Genomic DNA, 17,023 nt, shown 5'->3' with positions numbered 1-17,023 from the left:
CTCATGTGCGTACAATTAATCTCTCTGATCCATATATGACAGTTATCATTCAGCAGCCGAAGACCAAAGAAGAGGTTAAGAAAATATTGCTGGGATTAAAAAAGTGTGCAGAAGAAGATTCAGATTTCGTGGTATATACCCAGGATACTCGGAAGCAGATCATTATTGCGGGACAAGGGGAACAGCAATTGCAAGGAACAATCGGACGTCTAAGAGATGAGTTTGGTTTGGAGATAGATGCTCTGAAACCGCAGGTTCTCTATAAGACATCGATACAAGAAACAGTTCAATCCGAAGGAAGATATGTTAGACAGACGGGAGGGATACATCAGTACGGTCACTGTTGGATCGAGCTTGAACCCAAATCAAGGGATAGCGGTTTTGAGTTTATAAATAAAATTATCGATGATTATGTCATACCTGATGAATATATTCCCCCGGTCAGAAGCGGAATCGAAGAAATGATGATCAGAGGTATATTCGGCCATTTTCCAGTGGTAGATGTAAAAGTAACGCTGTTCGATGGATCGTTTCATTCATTCGATTCGAAAGTAATGTCGTTTAAAATTGCTGCATCCTTGGCATTCCGTGATGGTTTTAAACGAGCCAACCCCGTACTTCTTGAACCTGTAATGAAGGTATCCATGACTACTATGAAAAGCCAAATTCCAGTTTACTTGGAAGTGTTACCTTCACTTAGAGCACGAAACATAAACTTTGATTCTGAAAATGGGAAGAGCATAATCACGGCAGATATTCCTTTAAAAGAATGGTTGAGTTTCCATGAGCAATGTCATGAATTACCTGTAACAAATGATCATTATTCAATCGAGTTTGGATATTACGACGTAGTTCCAGTGCATCTTTACGAAACAATAATCCAAGAATCAAACCTAGAAGATGCGTACTATACCGATTTGTTTGGCTGGGAGAAGTGGGGCAAGGAAAACGAGGAAAGGTATTTGAACGATTTCGTAGAGACATTTTGGGAGGAGGGGAGTCGAATATGAGTACAAAATTGGTGTTGTTGGACCAACTCGCTGCCTGTCATCATGACAAAAGCTGGTTTGTCCCGCTGGACGAGATGTTACGTGATGTAACCGCTACGCAGGCCTTATCGCTGAATGATGAGGGGCAATCCATCTGGAGGTTGGTGAATCATCTGACTTTCTGGAATGAAACTTGGTTGGATCGGTTCATTAAGGGTGAAGTGGTTATGGACAATAGCATAAATAATGATGAGACGTTCATTATTAACCCATCCCAGGTAAGTGAAGAAGATTGGCAGAAAAGCATTGCACGCGTTGGTGCAACATTTAGTCGCTGGATACAGGTTGTAGAGGAAAGTGATGATGCAAAATTAGGGATGACCATCCCATCGTACTTCAATGCCCCATGGTGGAATGTCATATCCAATCTGTGTATTCATAATGCGTATCATATTGGACAGATCATGATGCTGAGAAAGAAAGTAAGAGGAGAGATGATATGAAAATAGGTTTTCTGATCGTGGATATGCAAGAGAGTGTTGTACGAGATAAGTTGGATCAAAAAGCAATAGACCGCGCTTGTGAATATATTAATCATGTTGCAGACGTACTCCGTTCGAACGACCAGGTGGTTGTTCATGTACAAGACGTGGAAGGGATGGAGGATTCCAATGCTGAGGCGCATCGTATTATTTCTGAGATTGATGTGAATGAGAAGGATCTGACAGTTACGAAGGAGAGTTCCAACGCATTCTGGCAAACAGACTTGGAGCAGATTCTGAAGAGTATCGGTATTGAGCTGTTGATCATATCGGGATTTGCCGCCGAGGAATGTGTTCTGTTTACCTATAATGGCGCGATGGAGCGAGGATTTAGACCGGTCATGTTGCAAAATGGGATTCTAAGTACGCATTCCGAAGCGGTGATTTCAACCTACAGAGACCGGAACGTGATTTCTTATCCTGTAGTTAATTATCTAATCAAATAAGTGTCGATCGGTTAATTACAGATATCATTGATTACTGTAAAATGGAGGTGATGGTTATAAATATGCTTAGCATCGCATTGGTCATGTGGATTGCAGTAGGGTTAGTACTTTTCGTTCAGGGGTTGAAGAAAGGATCGCCACTTATGCTGTTTTTCGGTGTGATATCGATCCTGGCTCCCATACTTACGTTTATAGGTTGGCTGACTTTTTTACCTTTTGTTAATCCCGTTGCACTTGCTATTGCATACCTAGGGAAGAAAAGGCAAACGACAAATATGCTTAAACAGACTCTGTAAAGGGTCTATTTTTTTCTACATAAGTATTTCTTCATGACTGGAGACTTCACGATTTAAATCAAACTTTGCCTATATCTGCTGTAGTTGAAACGATATATTGAGAGCAGGACACAGCAAGCATACTGTGTATATCGATAAGGATGAGCGTAAATCACATGATAAGGGAGATATGCAATGATGATGAATGTACAAATCACGAGTATTTTGGCAGAAAAGAAGGAATTATTTCTTAACCTGTACAACTTGTATTTATATGATCTTTCCGAATTCTCGGGTGAGGATTTGCTAGAAGAGGGGAAATTCGATCCAACGAATACCTATCTCTATCTGGAACGGGCAGAATTACATCCGTTTTTTATTCTATTTGAAGGCAAGATAATCGGATTTGTGCTGGTTTGCTCTCCTCCATATGTAGATGATGATGCCGACTATACAGTTCAAGAGCTATTTCTGGTCAAAAAGTATCGTGGGCAAGGATTGGCGGCTCAAGCGGTTGATCTGGTGTTGGCACAATTTCAGGGCAGATTTAAAGTGGAGCAACTGGCCGATAACCGATCAGCTGTTTCATTCTGGAAAAAATACTATGAACAACATCACATTGAATATGTAGAGTCTGAGTATAGCATTGAAATTGAAAACATCGCTGGCAGCCATCGGATTCTGTCGCAGACGTTTGTACGTGCAAGAACGGACTAGATTTATGTGAATCGTAATTAGGAAGGATGATTATTTGTTTGTTATAGTAGCTTCAAAAGGCAGGCTTAAGTGGATTTCAGGAATATTTCAAGCAGAAGAGGTAGCGCTACATTACATGGAACAAATTCCCGAAGAGCTGAAAGAATACCAAAATTTAATTCATGTAGAGGAGATGAAATATCCTTTTTATATTATTGAGAGTCAAGGGGATTTTCAGTTTCTACCTAAAGACGAAGTGATTGTACTTTTCAATAATACGGACGTGTCGGAAGACGAAGATGAGGTGCACTTCAATATCTATACAGTTGATTCCGATTACAGACCGAAGAAGCCGGGCACAGACTATATGGGCGTACTTCATCATGACCATGTGACCAATGAATTTATTGAGAAGTACAATGAAGAAGGAATTGAGATTCTGGTCAGAAAAAGGATCTTTTAGATATTCGCATTTACCATACATGGGTTATGATGAATCCAAAGGGTTACTAGTCGGGGCGTAAGCCATTAGAAAGGAGCATGACTAATGACAAGTCGGATTGTCGTTACTGGCGGAGCTATTATTCGTGATCATACAGGGAGAATTCTACTGCAAAAAAGATCTGATTATGGCGATTGGGGATTACCTGGAGGTGGTATGGAGCCCGGTGAGAGTATTGAAGAAACTATGATTAGAGAAGTAAAAGAAGAAACGGGGCTTGACGTGAGTTCATATGAACTGGCATCCATCTACACAGGTGAGAAAATGAAATATACATATCCGGATGGCAACGAGGTTGTATTTGTAATGTTCCTGTTCAACGTCACCGCGGAGTTGGGTGGGAAACTTGATCATGATCAAACAACCCTTTTATTTAAAGATGAACAGAATGAATCGCTAGAGCTTGTTTTTAAAAGTCTAGATGAAATTGATATTTCCACAATCAACAAGGTACAGAAGCCTATGTTGGTAGATTTGATACAAGGGGAACTCACAATTCTGCGTTAAGCCCTAGAGGATATAAAGAAGATTTTGAGAGGGAATAGGGAAAATATAGTTTGTGAGTAAATTAAAATCCCCGATTTTAATAGAGATAGGAGCATTTATTATGCCTTGGCCCATGGTTCATTTTGCAATCACGTCTGAATTATTATCTGATCCAACCCCTGAATTTATAGTGGGAAGTATTGCACCTGACGCCATTCATGTGAGAACGAATGAAAGAGCCGAAAAGGCAAAAACTCATCTCATGCCAGAGGCAGGACGTTTCGCAACAGACGAAGAGCTCAGGGCATTTTTCAATTCAAACAAGAAACGTGCGCAGAGTGAGCCTAAGTTCATGCAATATTTGTGCGGGTACATTGCTCATGTATATACGGATCGGGATTGGACTTTCGAGATTTATCCCGCATATGAGGAACATGCCAGTGGACGAAGTATTTATACGGAGGATGTTACGAAGCTGGAATTTATGATTTTGAGAAAAGAGTCTGATGGCCATGATTTATTGAATAAGCTGGAAGCAGGTAAAGCTTTTGATTTGGGTGGATTGCTGGAGCGAGAGGTGTACCAGTATAGAAAAGAAAAAGTAGACTTTTTGAAAAACCTTGAAAATGAGCCCTTAGATGATTTGAACATTTTATCTATGGAAGCTATAGAAGAGTTTATACAAACAACGGCCCAAAGACTTAGACAATTGTTTACAAAGTGGGATGTGTTTGAAGATTTATGCTGCATTGCTTGAGCAAGGAGTGATATTTGTGAAGGTATACAAGAAACAAATCCGTAAAATGGTGATAAAAGATATTTTGTTCCTGTACGTTGTAGACGAGCAAGCACAAGACATTATAATCCGTATATTTTCGAATACGTATAAATCTACATTCGTGGAGTTTGTTGTCCCTTGGGAAGATACATGGGATATATTTGTCTATGAACCCAAGCTGATTTCTAATCTCATTCGACATGCATTAGAACAAGGATGGGACTGCCGCCAGAAAAATAATCGGATGAAATTCGACAACGCGACAAGTATCATAAGAGTGTTAATGGCAAAGAAAGAAGCTTGATGATGTGGGTTATACCATCTGATTCACTAGAAGACTTTAACAAGGAAAGTGGGAGGTATTCTAAATGAAACAACGGATTAGCCTGGCCCCATATAATGAGAAGTACCATCAAGACTTGGCTAGTTTTTCATTAAGTGATGAACAAATTCAATTTACTGCAATGCCTGCGGAAGTGATTGAGGAGGCATCGCAAAATCCGAACAAATATCCGGTAGTGATTTTAAATGATGAGACTCCAGTTGGTTTCTTCATATTACATAAAAATTCTGAATACGTAGAGGAAAGAGATACTTCCCGTACAATACTGGTACGTGCATTATCCATTACGTTGGAACATCAGGGGAACGGGTATGCACTCACTGCCATGAGGGAACTGCCTACACTGGTTAAGCAGCTTGATCCGAAAGTAGATGAAATTATTTTAGCTGTGAATGAGGGGAATATTGCAGCACAAAGGCTGTATCTAAAAGCAGGTTTTTTGGATATGGGCGAGCGGAAAATGGGCATCAATGGTCTTCAACTGATTTTGCAATATAGAATGGTGTAGGGCATGAATTACGGCAAACAAGACGGCTTATTTGATGAAAAGGAGGACTAATGTGGCGAACATACACAAGGGAAGATATTCGGCTGAGATCGATGGCGAGTTTGTTGTTTTTATTATTGGAATGAGAGTTAATCGCCTGTGGGCCATACATAAGTGGTTGCCTGTTTTTAAATCCATGGGCCCGATGATCAAAGAACTGTACATGAACCCAGATACCGGGTTTCTGGGAACGGAATTTTTTATGAGCTGGCGTGGAGTGACTCTGCTGCAATATTGGAGATCTTATGATGAATTGGAGAAATACGCACGTGGTGGCCTACACTTGGAGGCTTGGAAACGATTTAACCAATCCGTTGGATCGGATGGAAGCGTGGGGATTTATCATGAAACGTACAAAGCTCAATCCGGTTCATATGAGACCATATATGCGAATATGCCCAAATTCGGATTGGCTAAAGTGTCTAACCATGCTCCAGCGACAGGCAGGAAAGAAACGTCCAGACGTAGAATGGGTGGAGAGAGTGATCCGGCAGTAGAAACACCAAAGAATCCTTAACATATGATTAGTGAAGTTCGAATGTACAATCATCGCAAGTAGAGAGGAGCATGTTATTGAAAGTTAAAGTCAAACCAGAAGATTTGGGTTCTGAGCAGCTTAGCTGGCTGTGCGTCCAACCGATGTTGATCTCCGTTCGTGGTAAAGATGTTGCAGCAAAGGTAGAGGTATATCGGCAATTACATGAAGGACAACAAGCGATATTTTTGTTCTATTCCTATCATAACCATACGAAGAGTTTGGCGGAGTTTTATTGGTTTTCGGCGTACAACATTATCGACATGAAGAGCTGGAATGGAATTAAAAACGGGATGCGCTATTTTAACCAAGATGAAATGGTAACTCTCCTGGACGACATTGAGCGTTTGATTACAGATAAAAATAAAGATGGAGACTCGTGGCGTGAGGTTCTGCCCACGGATTTGGAGCAAGACCCGAACCTGCTGCAAAGAACGGAAGAACTATACGTTAAATATCGAGCCGCGGCTCAGGAAGCTATTTTACACATGAATGAAATAATTCGGCAAAATCAGGAGATGTATCTGGAGAACAGTTCGGTAACCTGATTTCAGATGACAGTCTGAAAGAGAGACACGGAGGGCTACTCTTGAATGAGTAGTCCTTTTTATCGTGTCTATACGCTGAAAAATCAGTACCGATGTAACAAACCTGCAATTTCATGCAACAAAACGCAATACTGTGGGTTTGTCGTGGCTTTGCTTGTAATATGAGTTGTGAGAGGAGGAACAGCAAATGAAAGTCATTTTTGAAGAGGAACTGTTAATGGAAAAAAGCATGGCCAAGGTCATAACCCATCCTGATGAGAAGTCCCATTGGGACAGTATCCAAGAAGCGATCTGCCAATCGGAAACAAAACTTGTTGTCATCAATGCCAAGAACAATCGCAATGTGCAAATCGAGTTGAGTTCGGTGGTCGCGATTGAATCAGAGGATCGGTTGTGCTGTGTACGTGTCATCACAGGCGAAAGGTATTTGCTCAACAAACGTCTGAAGTTTGTGGAACAGGATTTGGGATCATCCCATTTTGTGAAAATTAACAATCAAACGATCATCAACACACGTTGTATTAGGGAATTTTCATCAACAGACCACGCCAGGATTCAGGTTGATCTGAACGATGGTTCCAGTTACTTTGTTAGCCGATTCTATATTAAAAACTTTAGGGGGAAATTATCATGATTAGTCAGTTGAAGCATTCATTTTTTCAGGTTTTTACAGTAACTTCGTTGTGGGTCACCTTGTTATTGACACTATTCTCTAAAAGTCAGTCCTTTGAAATGGGTTACCTATGGAATATTGCCGGGATTTCAGCTATTGCCGCTATACTGTTTGGCGTAATGTACAATGCACTTTGGAACTACTTTACGATGAAACCGGTGTGGAATATCGTCATTTCTTCCACATTTAATATTGCAGGAGGAATGGCGATCGTATGGTTATTTTCTACAGACATGTTCCTATTGATTGCTCCCTGGTTCCCTGGAATGTGGGTCCTATCCATCGTACTGCACATTATTGGTTTCTATTTCTATGCTAGAATAGATAGCAGGAAAAAAGCGGAAGAATTAAATAATATTCTGAAGTAAGCAAGGGGTACTGAAATGAACGAAGAAAAGGTTTTGGAGTTGTATGGTTTAGATCCAGATACCAAACATAGGCAGCAAATCAGAGAGTTGTTGCAGCAAGAGATTGAGAATCAAGAAGCAGTAGATCATGAGTATCTCAAAACCTTATGTATTTTGTTATTCTGCATCGGCAATGTAGAGGACACTGGGCTGATCTGGCAGGCAAAACGCAAGAATCAGGATACGGGCAGTTATATTGATGTGCAGCTTCTGTGTGGTGCCGGTTATGAGAAGACAGTGACTTATCTGGAGCAGAATCTCAAGGACTCAGCGGGAGAGCAGTTGAACTATCTTAGACAGTGTGAGTTATATGATTTTATTGATTTTTCCAAAGAGGAATGGGTCTCTACCTATAAAAAATATTATGAAGTACCTTAGCTATATCCAACATGTGAGAAATGAGATGATCAATGATGACAAATGCTGCTTCCATCCAGGAACAGATGCAGATGTGCCAGAAATATAGCGCCGAATATGTAACCAGCGAACTGCACCAAAAGATTGGAATCGCCTGGAACGTCAAAGAGAAGGTGGAACGGATCGACGGAATGCGTATTCAGCCCGAGGGAGATACAACCGGATGGTATATTTGGGCAGAAAAGTACTCTGATGCAGATGATTTTTTTGTACCTTTACATGTAACACACATCGATGACTGGGACCCGAAAATTAAGAAGTATCTCGGACTTGCGCCGGGATGGAGGTTTGTGATTGCAGAAGATTATGAGGATGTATGGTTTGACGAGCAGTTGCTTAACAGGTCATAAGCAGAGCAACCAATGAGTTGAAATGGAACTTTGAAAGGGGTCATAAAATGGCAAGTGTGCATGATAACATCATATTAAGTTACGAAGTCGATTTGGAGAATGAGAAGATTAGGATGCGTACACGTTCGCATCATCCTGAATTGCATGGTGATACGGATATCCTTTTCTCGGATGTATTGGCACATTCATTTGATACTCCGTTGCAAGGCAGCATTATCTTCGATATTGACGACGTTGGTTTGGAATATTTTATTAGTTACAATCGCGATTTGTTGGAGAAAGGGAAAGGTCAGGGCTGGCCTATCATGTATGAAACTGATGAAGAACTGGAAACCAAGTTGCTCGAGAGGGAATATCTGTACTTTGTCATTACATCATCATATGGATTAAGTGGCTGGGTATTGGCTAAAAAGCTTGAAATGATAACAAAGATACGGAATGAAAAAGATGAAGAATAGATTTAGTTATGAACCGAACTTGATCCGTAAAATACTAGTTATGAGTCTTGTCATTTTAGTTGTCATTATGATTATTACCAATCCAACCAGAACCGATTTTTATACATGGCTGGAAAGCGAGTATGGTATACATGTCTCCTACGACATCAATGAAACGACGTATACACAGATCACGAATGGCCAGGAAAGAAGTCTTAATTTCAGAAGCGGACATATACAGCATGTGGGAATCTTTACTACGTATACTGAGACTTTTATGGATGCTGAGGGTAATGAGATCAACATTAAAGCCATTGGTGTAATGAACATGTTCTTTAAAAGATAGTTGGTTTCTGTTCTATGATGTTGGAAGTTGGAAAGGGATTATCGACATACCACGCTTTTGTATGATGCAAACATGCAGAGCAGCGTGGTTTTTGTGTTGAGCAGAATCCGTAAGGAAGGGGCAGATTACGTTATTTGGTTCATTCGCAAATTCCACATTATGGGTTATGATGTACCTACAGAGAAAATTTAACATACATAGGAAGTTTTTCGGATTAGCGCATTCCAGTGGGAGGGATAGAATGAAAGCCATTTTTCTTGATTTTTATGGGACAGTTGTTCATGAAGATGATGATATTCTTCCAGTGATTTATAAAAAGGTCCAAGCATCTGCGCAGGTTGATTGTACGATGGATGAGATTGGTGCATATTGGTGGAAGGCTTTTTCAACGTTGTTTTATGCAAGCCATGGCAGCCAGTTCACCACGCAAAGAATGCTGAATGTGCAATCTCTGGCAGAAACGCTTCTCCATTTCAAATCGGAGCTACAAGCTGAGTCGCTTAATCAGGAACAGTTGGCACATTGGCGTAACCCTGGCATATTTGCTGATTCAGTTCCCTTTCTTCATTCTCTTGAAGTTCCGGTATATATCCTGTCCAATATCGACACTGATGACGTGAAAGCTGCAATGAAGGCACATAACATTGAAGTGGCCGGAGTGATTACCAGTGAGGATGTTCGTTCTTATAAACCAAGGTCAGAGATGTTTGATGAAGCGATCAACAGGTATGGTTTGCAGCGCGATGAGGTGATCCATATAGGGGATTCTCTGGTCAGTGATGTACAAGGAGCGCAAAATGCGGGAATTAAGGCTATCTGGTTGAATCGAAAAGGAAAACTCAAACCGCAACAGATTACACCGGATTATGAGTGCAAAGATCTTGGCGAAGTTGTGCATATGTTGGAGGCTTGGATATGAAAAAGTTAACCGTGTTGTCGTTATTATTTCTTTTCTTAATCGCCTGTCAGGATAAAACAACCCATGAAGTACAGAAACCAACGATTCCTGTGACGGAAAGCGTTACTGATGAAGCACTCGAGCAGAAGGACGATGAAGCAGAAGCACCCAAAAAAGACAAAGGCATCCCTCCTATTTACCTTGATGAAACGAAGTACACAGGTGATGAACTGGAAATCGTCAAACTGATGAACGATCGCATGCGTTATATGTGGGAAGAGGATGAGAAGGGTTATATGAGCCTTTTTGATCCACAATCGCCAGTCTCAGGAATGCCAGTCTCAGGATTTTCAGGTTTTAAAGTTCGCAAGATCATCTCTATGAGTGATATCAATATTCGAGAGCAAAAGAAGCTTTATGAAGCACTTGTGATGGTTACTGAATTAAGAGAGAACGAGGAGGAGGCCAGCTCTAGCATGGTGTTTTGGAAAAAGAAAGCGGATGGCGATGCTGCGAAGTGGATTTTTGCAGACATCGATTAACAACAACTGAATGAAATGAAGTTAAGGGTGATGAAATCATGACAAAACAATTGATACTTATTGAGGGATTACCGGGTGCAGGAAAGTCGACGATTGCCAAGATGGTATCCGAGATTCTGATTGAGCAAGGCAAAAAGGTGAGACTCATCCAGGAAGGGAATCTGGATCATCCTGCTGATTATGATGGTGTGGCCTTTTATTATGCGGAAGAGTTCAGGTCTTTGGTGGATGCTCACGAGACGTGTAAACATATATTGGAGAGCAGAGCAACAGCCTATCAGGATGGTTTCCTGATTCCTTATCGCAAAATGAAAGAGGAATTTGGAGTGGATTTCCCCGATCATGTGGTGCAGGAGATATTTAGCAAAGATATTTATGAACTGCCTTTTGAACAAAATGTGAAGCTGATCACCGAAAAATGGCGGAGTTTTACCGAAAGCGTGATAAGTACGGATGATGATTCCATCACCATATTCGAATGTTGTTTCATTCAAAATCCATTGACCATAGGTATGGTGAAATACAATCAATCCAGAGAAGAAAACGTGCAATATGTTTTGGAATTGGAGCGCATCGTTCAACCATTAAATCCGCTATTAATTTATGTACATCAGCAGGATCTTGCACATACCTTTGACAAGGCAATCCAGGAAAGACCCAAGGAATGGTCAGATGGATTCATACAATACTACACAAATCAAGGATGGGGACTCGCGAAAGGATATCATGGTGTTGAAGGCACGGTGAAGGTTCTTCAGGCAAGAAAAGAGTTGGAGACCGAGATTTATCAGTTACTGAAGATGGACAAACACTGGCTGGACAATTCGGAATATAACCGCGCTGCTTGCCAGGAGGAACTGGATAAGATCCTGAAAGTTTCACTTTGAGATACTAAAGTACAAGTACAAGTACAAGTACAAGATTTCTTAGCACGGCAATACAATACATAACGGAGGTTTATTTTCATGTTATTTCTTGAGGCAACACTAATCTTCATTACCGCTATATTGTTCATCGTAGGTGTAAGGAGCAAACGCAAACCATGGATCAGATGGGGGATAGGGAGTTTAACTTTGTTGATTGTACTTTTTATTCCATCGTTTGTTAATGGATTTATGGAGGGATTATCCTCTGGCTGGTCGGCAAAGTAAACCTGGATACATTCAAAAGGTATGGAGATTTATCCGGTGTTCTTGAAAAAGGATCTGGAGTAGTCAGCGTGACATAGATACCCTTAAGCATTACGTTTAGAAATAGGAGGAGCTTGTGGATCTCACATTTATTCGTCATGGTCATGCTGAACATTTGCTTCATTATCCTCATCAGCTAAACCAGTTGCATCCGGGACTTACTGAACAAGGAAAGAGGCAGGCAACTGCATTGCGAAAGCAGATTAAATTCTTACCGGAAGACATCGTTTTGGTGAGTCCTACGAAACGAACGATAGAAACGGCATTCCTCTTAACATCAAGCGATAAACTGACAGTCTGTCCACTCGTTGGCCCGAGAATGTTCCCTCAAAACCCGGAGTTCCCCGTTCTGCGCTGTGATCAGATCTATTCGAAAGACGAATTAAATGCTCAGTATACGGGGTTGCGAATTCTTGATTTTGAACTTGATTGCTGGTTGGATGGGATTAATCGAACTGAAGAACGTGTATTTGAGGCTTATGCTGGACAGCTAATTCAATGGTGCAGAGAGCAGAGCGGGAGTACTTTTATCATTTCGCATGATGGTACGATAACGAGTTATAGAGCTTTTCTTGGAGAGCAGGGGTTAACCAGAACTGACTTTCTAGGTGAAGCGGGTCATTACACGATTAGAGATCTGTAATATAGAAGGTCAATATCTACACTAAGGGGGATTTTTCGTGAGATTATCGGACTATGAATATTTAGTTTTGGCTCTGAAAGAGGCAGATCAGGCGCTAATAGAAGGAACATATCCGATTGGAGCGATAATTGTGGATGCGGATGGGGATGTCGTGAGTAAAGGAAGAAACCGAGTCTTCTCTGAATGTGATCCCACCGCACACGCTGAAGTCGATGCTATCCGTCAGGCAGGGCAACATTTGCTGGATGTAAGTAAGAAGCGATACACGAAGAATGACCTGACCCTCTACTCCACCTGTGAACCTTGTCCCATGTGTTCAGGCACTATATTAATGTCGGGAATTAAGAAGATTGTATGGGCAGCGGATGATGAAGGTTATGGCGGGCTTAGACGTTTTAAGGAGGGCCCTCATTTTATCCATCTGTTCGACACACTATCCTGTGTTGCAGCGCCATATCTTGATTTGGAAAATAGACAGCGGGCATTGCTTGCCCAATGGAATATTGGTAGAGGATTGCTTAATACAGAGTGGGAGACTCCCAAACAATGAAATCCATTCCGATCTCTATTTTACTAGCCAGTGTTATTCTGGGAATATCGTTCATAGTTGGTTGCCTACTGCTATCCAATCAGGGGAGAGCTAGTGAATCGACTCAGGCAGTGGAGCAGACTGTGCCGAACAATAACAAAACATTAATGACGATCCAAGAAACGGCGGAGTATCTGAGTATGACTAAAGAACAGGTGATGGACATTATTAAGGCCGAACAAGGAAGTTTCTCGGCATCGGGTTTCTTTGAAGGAACAATGTTTCCTTTCATCAAGGTTCAAGATCAATTTTTGGTTAGTAGAATCGAGTTGGAATTGTGGGCTCAGGACGCATCTTCAAGTCATAGAAGATATATTAATGGGCAGATGCAATAGTCCTAGGGGAACGACTGCTTAGACAAACAAAGGAGAGAATTTGAAATGGAGTTCGCGGGACAGAAGATAAGAATAACACCTGTCACAGAACAGGACCTCGACTTTATAAGCAAACTTGAATGTGATGCGAGTATATGGAGTTTCGAGGAGACCGTTGAAACGGATACGGAGAAAGTTCGCGATAAATATCGTAGTCATTTTTTCGCTACGGATGAAAAACCGTATGCCTATGATTTCATTATTCGTCGCTTGGAAGATCCAGAAGGTGAACCAATTGGTCTTATCCAAATGTGGAGCTATGTGGATTATAGAAAAAGCTGGGAACTCGGATTCGCGCTGCTTCCGAATTATGTAGGGAAGGGCTACGGGAGTGAGGCTACGAATCTTATATTAGAATTTGCATTCAACGGGCTACACGCCCATAAAGTGATAGGTATGTGCAATGCTCAGAATGTCCGATCGGCTGCGCTGATGCAGCATGTGGGTATGACACGGGAAGCCGTGTTCAAGCAAGAACTTTGGTGGAACAATCAATGGACGGATCAATATTTCTTCTCCATTTTAGAAAAAGAATTTAGTGAACAAAGAGGGAGAAATTCAGATGACCAAGTTGGTCTTGTTAAGTGATTTATATTTCGAATCTAACCACGAACTAAATCAGAAAATTTTGAGCTTGTTCAACTCTGACCAGCCTTCCATCGGTTATGTGCCTTCGTGTTCCGACCCGGGAAGGAAATATTTCGAGCATACGAGACGTTACTATAATCAACTGGGAATCGAAACGATTGATTATTATGATCTCGATCTAGAATACGAGGAAAACAGAATTAATACCATATTTGAAACTGACGCGATTCATTTATCTGGAGGTAATACATTTTATTTTCTAAGTTTATTGCAGAAGAGAAATACAATGGGATTGTTGCGTTCCTATGTGCTTAAAGGTGGCATTCTGATTGGGGTTAGCGCAGGCAGTATTCTAACTACACCAACGATTGAAGTGGCCGGATATGGTAAAGATGCAGACGAGAACCATGTTGGATTAATGGACAAGCAGGCTTTGGCGCTCGTTGATTTTGAATTTTCGCCACATTGGGATGGAACGGAAGAAGCTCTGGAATCATTAAGAGATTACGCGCGTGCCAACTCTACAACAATCTATGCTTGCAAAGATGGTAGCGGGATTGTTATTGATGGTGAAGTGGTAGAGTCATATGGCGATGCACGGCGTATAAATTGAAAAAAAGGTGGGTCTCTAATGAGTGTAATCACTGTATATCATTATGATGCTTTTTCGACAGTTCCTGGTAAAGGAAATCCGGCTGGAGTCGTCTTTCATGCCGATTCCCTCAGTGAAGAAGCGATGCAGCAGATTGCGCATAAAGTCGGCTTTAATGAAACGGTCTTCGTGATGAGTTCAGTAGTTGCAGACGTTAGATTACGATATTTCACACCGGGTCATGAGATTAATCTGTGTGGCCATGCAACAATGGCATCCATGTATGGGTTAAAGACTAGAGGGCTACTGGAGGATAAACAGTCGATCACTATTGAGACTAATGTAGGCATATTGCCGATTCAGTTCCAGCAGGATGGCGATACGATCAACATTGAGATGAAGCAGGATCAACCCCGTTTCATGCCATTCCAAGGTGACATAGAGAAGCTGGCAAAATCCATTAATCTAACCACGGATGATACTGATCTATCCACACCTATAGTTTATGGAAGTACAGGCACCTGGACTTTGTTGATACCGATTCGCAAACTGACTTCTTTCCAACAAATGAAACCGGATTCTTCTCTATTTCCTGAGATATTAGATGAAAATCCGAAAGCTTCTCTGCATCCATTTGCTTTGGAAACCCGCGATTCAGATGCGCTAATGCATGCCAGACATTTTTCCTCGCCTTTTTCGGGTACTACGGAAGATCCGGTTACGGGAACAGCATCCGGTGTGATGGGTGCCTATTATATGGAGTATCTAAATCCTGAGTTGGATAAGACTCATTTTGTTGTGGAACAAGGACACGAGATTGGCAGAGATGGGAAAGTTCATGTCAGTGTGGTCAGAAATGGACAGGACATGGATGTCAGAATACGAGGAACGGCTGTTTTTGTGGAGGCAATGAAAGTGGAGTTGGATGCGTAACAACGTAAATAAAGGAGTGGATTTAGGTGGATGAACAGGCGGTACTACATACAGTTTCTCATTTGTTACAAGAAGAATGTTCGGATTCCCTGGTAGGAATTTATTTGCACGGGTCCATGGCTATGGGGTGCTTCCATCCCAATCAAAGCGATATCGATATTCTGGTGGTATGCCGGGAGCAGCTGTCTGCTGATACCTATCGAAGGATTGCGAAGAGATTGATGCACACCGAAGATGAAATGCACATTGTCACAGGATTTGAACTTAGTATTGTTTTGGAGTCTACGGTTGCTAAACTGACGTTTCCTACTCCATTTGAATTTCATTACTCCGCGTATCACCGGGAAAAGTATAGAACTGATAATCAATATCTTTGCGGTGGATACGAAGATCCAGATCTGGTAGCACACCTGGCCGTTATTGTTGACCGTGGAATTGTGCTTGTCGGCAAACCGATTAAGGAGTTATTCCAGCCCATAAAACGTGAATATATGTTGGCCTCTATTACATCTGACGTTGGTTCAGCTATGGAAGAAATAACGGAGAATCCTGTCTACTATGTTTTGAACCTATCACGGGTTCTATTGTATGTGAAAGAGTCGGTTATATACTCCAAGCGAGAAGCAGGCGAGTGGGCACTCATTCATATTTTACCGAAGTACAAAGAAGTCATCTCACAATGTCTAGCAAAATATAACGGAGAGCTGGAAAGCGTGAATCTAAGTGATGATTTACTTCTGGATTATGCGAAGTACATGTTGGATGAAATAAAAGGTTTGGCGGAGTCTGGTTTGGAGCATGACGTGGAAAGCGATGAAGGACAAGGTTGAGTAGAACAAAGCAAAGCAAAGCTTAAAGGGTAGGTGCGATACCGCACAATAAAGGATCTATTAATAAAGGAGACATCATGATGACTATAACGACAGAGGATCTGGAACTGATTGAAGCAGCAAAGAACGTAATTTTGCGTTTGTATCAGGAGGGCAAGCATCACGTTGGGGCAGCAGTACGAACTCGATCTGGAAAAATATTTACGGCGGTACATCTGGAAGCCTATATCGGTCGTGTCTCAGTATGCGCGGAAGCGATTGCTATAGGTAAAGCCATTTCGGAAGGGGAACATGAATTCGAAACGATCGTGGCCGTAAGACATCCCGAAGTTGATCCTAATGATGCACCGAACGGAGCGGAAATCCAGTTAGATGTGGTATCTCCTTGCGGTATTTGCAGAGAACTGATTAGTGATTATGGGAAGGACACACAGGTCATCTTGCAGGGAGAAGAGGGTTATTCTAAAACAACGATTGGGCAGCTATTACCACAAAAATATACAAGAACATAATAAGGAAGGTAGACT

General features: G+C 41.5%; 29 protein-coding genes. All 29 read left to right on the top strand.

Features of this window, described 5'->3' with window-relative positions; translation table 11 throughout:
• Positions 1-5 precede the first annotated feature (5 nt).
• The 29 genes from gpAD87_RS18380 (at position 6) to gpAD87_RS18235 (ending at position 17,008) form a co-directional block, all read left to right on the top strand.
• On the top strand, positions 6-1,010 hold the full coding sequence (locus gpAD87_RS18380; RefSeq protein ID WP_064639714.1) for a hypothetical protein: 1,005 nt from the start codon (positions 6-8) through the stop codon (positions 1,008-1,010).
• A complete protein-coding gene (locus tag gpAD87_RS18375; RefSeq protein WP_064639712.1) occupies positions 1,007-1,492 on the top strand; it encodes a DinB family protein in 486 nt (161 codons plus the stop codon). Before gpAD87_RS18380 ends, gpAD87_RS18375 begins: the two co-directional genes overlap by 4 nt.
• On the top strand, positions 1,489-1,977 hold the full coding sequence (locus gpAD87_RS18370; RefSeq protein ID WP_064639710.1) for a cysteine hydrolase family protein: 489 nt from the start codon (positions 1,489-1,491) through the stop codon (positions 1,975-1,977). The genes gpAD87_RS18375 and gpAD87_RS18370 overlap by 4 nt, the downstream gene beginning before the upstream one ends.
• A 470-nt stretch (positions 1,978-2,447) precedes the next feature.
• On the top strand, positions 2,448-2,969 hold the full coding sequence (locus tag gpAD87_RS18360; protein ID WP_231952625.1) for a GNAT family N-acetyltransferase: 522 nt from the start codon (positions 2,448-2,450) through the stop codon (positions 2,967-2,969).
• A 34-nt stretch (positions 2,970-3,003) separates the two neighbouring features.
• Positions 3,004-3,411: a hypothetical protein gene (locus gpAD87_RS18355; protein ID WP_064639706.1), complete on the top strand. Its 408-nt coding sequence runs from the start codon at positions 3,004-3,006 to the stop codon at positions 3,409-3,411.
• An 84-nt stretch (positions 3,412-3,495) separates the two neighbouring features.
• On the top strand, positions 3,496-3,957 hold the full coding sequence (locus tag gpAD87_RS18350) for an NUDIX domain-containing protein (RefSeq protein WP_064639704.1): 462 nt from the start codon (positions 3,496-3,498) through the stop codon (positions 3,955-3,957).
• A 52-nt stretch (positions 3,958-4,009) separates the two neighbouring features.
• Positions 4,010-4,693: a hypothetical protein gene (locus gpAD87_RS18345; protein ID WP_157258488.1), complete on the top strand. Its 684-nt coding sequence runs from the start codon at positions 4,010-4,012 to the stop codon at positions 4,691-4,693.
• A 16-nt stretch (positions 4,694-4,709) separates the two neighbouring features.
• Positions 4,710-5,018 carry a hypothetical protein gene (locus gpAD87_RS18340; protein ID WP_064639700.1) on the top strand — a complete coding sequence of 103 codons (309 nt, stop codon included), beginning with the start codon at positions 4,710-4,712 and terminating at the stop codon, positions 5,016-5,018.
• Between the two features lie 64 nt (positions 5,019-5,082).
• Positions 5,083-5,565 (top strand): GNAT family N-acetyltransferase, encoded by a 483-nt coding sequence (locus gpAD87_RS18335; RefSeq protein ID WP_064639698.1) that lies wholly within the window; start codon positions 5,083-5,085, stop codon positions 5,563-5,565.
• Positions 5,566-5,617: 52 nt separating this feature from the next.
• Positions 5,618-6,121 carry a DUF4188 domain-containing protein gene (locus gpAD87_RS18330; RefSeq protein WP_064639695.1) on the top strand — a complete coding sequence of 168 codons (504 nt, stop codon included), beginning with the start codon at positions 5,618-5,620 and terminating at the stop codon, positions 6,119-6,121.
• A gap of 56 nt (positions 6,122-6,177) precedes the next feature.
• Complete coding sequence (locus gpAD87_RS18325; protein WP_064639693.1) at positions 6,178-6,687, top strand: hypothetical protein; 510 nt, start codon at positions 6,178-6,180, stop codon at positions 6,685-6,687.
• A gap of 187 nt (positions 6,688-6,874) precedes the next feature.
• Positions 6,875-7,321 (top strand): LytTR family DNA-binding domain-containing protein, encoded by a 447-nt coding sequence (locus gpAD87_RS18320; RefSeq protein WP_064639691.1) that lies wholly within the window; start codon positions 6,875-6,877, stop codon positions 7,319-7,321.
• Positions 7,318-7,728 carry a hypothetical protein gene (locus gpAD87_RS18315; protein ID WP_064639689.1) on the top strand — a complete coding sequence of 137 codons (411 nt, stop codon included), beginning with the start codon at positions 7,318-7,320 and terminating at the stop codon, positions 7,726-7,728. Before gpAD87_RS18320 ends, gpAD87_RS18315 begins: the two co-directional genes overlap by 4 nt.
• A 15-nt stretch (positions 7,729-7,743) precedes the next feature.
• Positions 7,744-8,145 (top strand): hypothetical protein, encoded by a 402-nt coding sequence (locus gpAD87_RS18310; RefSeq protein ID WP_064639687.1) that lies wholly within the window; start codon positions 7,744-7,746, stop codon positions 8,143-8,145.
• A 32-nt stretch (positions 8,146-8,177) separates the two neighbouring features.
• On the top strand, positions 8,178-8,534 hold the full coding sequence (locus gpAD87_RS18305) for an immunity protein Imm33 domain-containing protein (RefSeq protein WP_231952623.1): 357 nt from the start codon (positions 8,178-8,180) through the stop codon (positions 8,532-8,534).
• Between the two features lie 47 nt (positions 8,535-8,581).
• Positions 8,582-8,992, top strand: a complete 411-nt coding sequence (locus gpAD87_RS18300; protein ID WP_064639683.1) for a hypothetical protein — start codon at positions 8,582-8,584, stop codon at positions 8,990-8,992.
• On the top strand, positions 8,982-9,317 hold the full coding sequence (locus gpAD87_RS18295) for a hypothetical protein (RefSeq protein ID WP_064639681.1): 336 nt from the start codon (positions 8,982-8,984) through the stop codon (positions 9,315-9,317). The genes gpAD87_RS18300 and gpAD87_RS18295 overlap by 11 nt, the downstream gene beginning before the upstream one ends.
• A 57-nt stretch (positions 9,318-9,374) precedes the next feature.
• The gene (locus gpAD87_RS32820; RefSeq protein ID WP_269453517.1) at positions 9,375-9,509 is read left to right on the top strand and encodes a hypothetical protein; all 135 of its coding nucleotides are present in this window, start codon (positions 9,375-9,377) and stop codon (positions 9,507-9,509) included.
• 49 nt (positions 9,510-9,558) lie between these two features.
• A complete protein-coding gene (locus gpAD87_RS18290; protein ID WP_064639678.1) occupies positions 9,559-10,236 on the top strand; it encodes an HAD family hydrolase in 678 nt (225 codons plus the stop codon).
• The gene (locus gpAD87_RS18285) at positions 10,233-10,757 is read left to right on the top strand and encodes a hypothetical protein (RefSeq protein WP_064639676.1); all 525 of its coding nucleotides are present in this window, start codon (positions 10,233-10,235) and stop codon (positions 10,755-10,757) included. The genes gpAD87_RS18290 and gpAD87_RS18285 overlap by 4 nt, the downstream gene beginning before the upstream one ends.
• Positions 10,758-10,795: 38 nt before the next feature.
• Entirely contained in the window at positions 10,796-11,644 is an 849-nt protein-coding gene (locus gpAD87_RS18280) for an adenylyl-sulfate kinase (RefSeq protein ID WP_064639673.1), read from the top strand.
• 379 nt (positions 11,645-12,023) lie between these two features.
• On the top strand, positions 12,024-12,590 hold the full coding sequence (locus gpAD87_RS18270; protein ID WP_064639669.1) for a histidine phosphatase family protein: 567 nt from the start codon (positions 12,024-12,026) through the stop codon (positions 12,588-12,590).
• A 37-nt stretch (positions 12,591-12,627) separates the two neighbouring features.
• Positions 12,628-13,140, top strand: a complete 513-nt coding sequence (locus tag gpAD87_RS18265; protein WP_064639667.1) for a nucleoside deaminase — start codon at positions 12,628-12,630, stop codon at positions 13,138-13,140.
• Positions 13,137-13,514, top strand: coding sequence for a hypothetical protein (locus gpAD87_RS18260; protein WP_082935165.1), 378 nt, complete (start codon positions 13,137-13,139; stop codon positions 13,512-13,514). Before gpAD87_RS18265 ends, gpAD87_RS18260 begins: the two co-directional genes overlap by 4 nt.
• Before the next feature lie 45 nt (positions 13,515-13,559).
• Complete coding sequence (locus gpAD87_RS18255; RefSeq protein ID WP_064639665.1) at positions 13,560-14,141, top strand: GNAT family N-acetyltransferase; 582 nt, start codon at positions 13,560-13,562, stop codon at positions 14,139-14,141.
• Entirely contained in the window at positions 14,116-14,754 is a 639-nt protein-coding gene (locus gpAD87_RS18250; protein ID WP_064639663.1) for a Type 1 glutamine amidotransferase-like domain-containing protein, read from the top strand. The genes gpAD87_RS18255 and gpAD87_RS18250 overlap by 26 nt, the downstream gene beginning before the upstream one ends.
• A gap of 18 nt (positions 14,755-14,772) precedes the next feature.
• On the top strand, positions 14,773-15,666 hold the full coding sequence (locus tag gpAD87_RS18245) for a PhzF family phenazine biosynthesis protein (RefSeq protein WP_064639661.1): 894 nt from the start codon (positions 14,773-14,775) through the stop codon (positions 15,664-15,666).
• Between the two features lie 26 nt (positions 15,667-15,692).
• The gene (locus gpAD87_RS18240; protein ID WP_064639659.1) at positions 15,693-16,496 is read left to right on the top strand and encodes an aminoglycoside adenylyltransferase domain-containing protein; all 804 of its coding nucleotides are present in this window, start codon (positions 15,693-15,695) and stop codon (positions 16,494-16,496) included.
• Positions 16,497-16,573: 77 nt separating this feature from the next.
• Positions 16,574-17,008: a cytidine deaminase gene (locus tag gpAD87_RS18235; protein ID WP_064639657.1), complete on the top strand. Its 435-nt coding sequence runs from the start codon at positions 16,574-16,576 to the stop codon at positions 17,006-17,008.
• Positions 17,009-17,023 lie beyond the last annotated feature (15 nt).

It is taken from the genome of Paenibacillus sp. AD87 (assembly GCF_001659845.1).
GTDB lineage: Bacteria > Bacillota > Bacilli > Paenibacillales > Paenibacillaceae > Paenibacillus > Paenibacillus marchantiae.
Note: the sequence above shows the minus strand (reverse complement) of the source record. Positions and strands in the feature narration are given on the sequence as shown.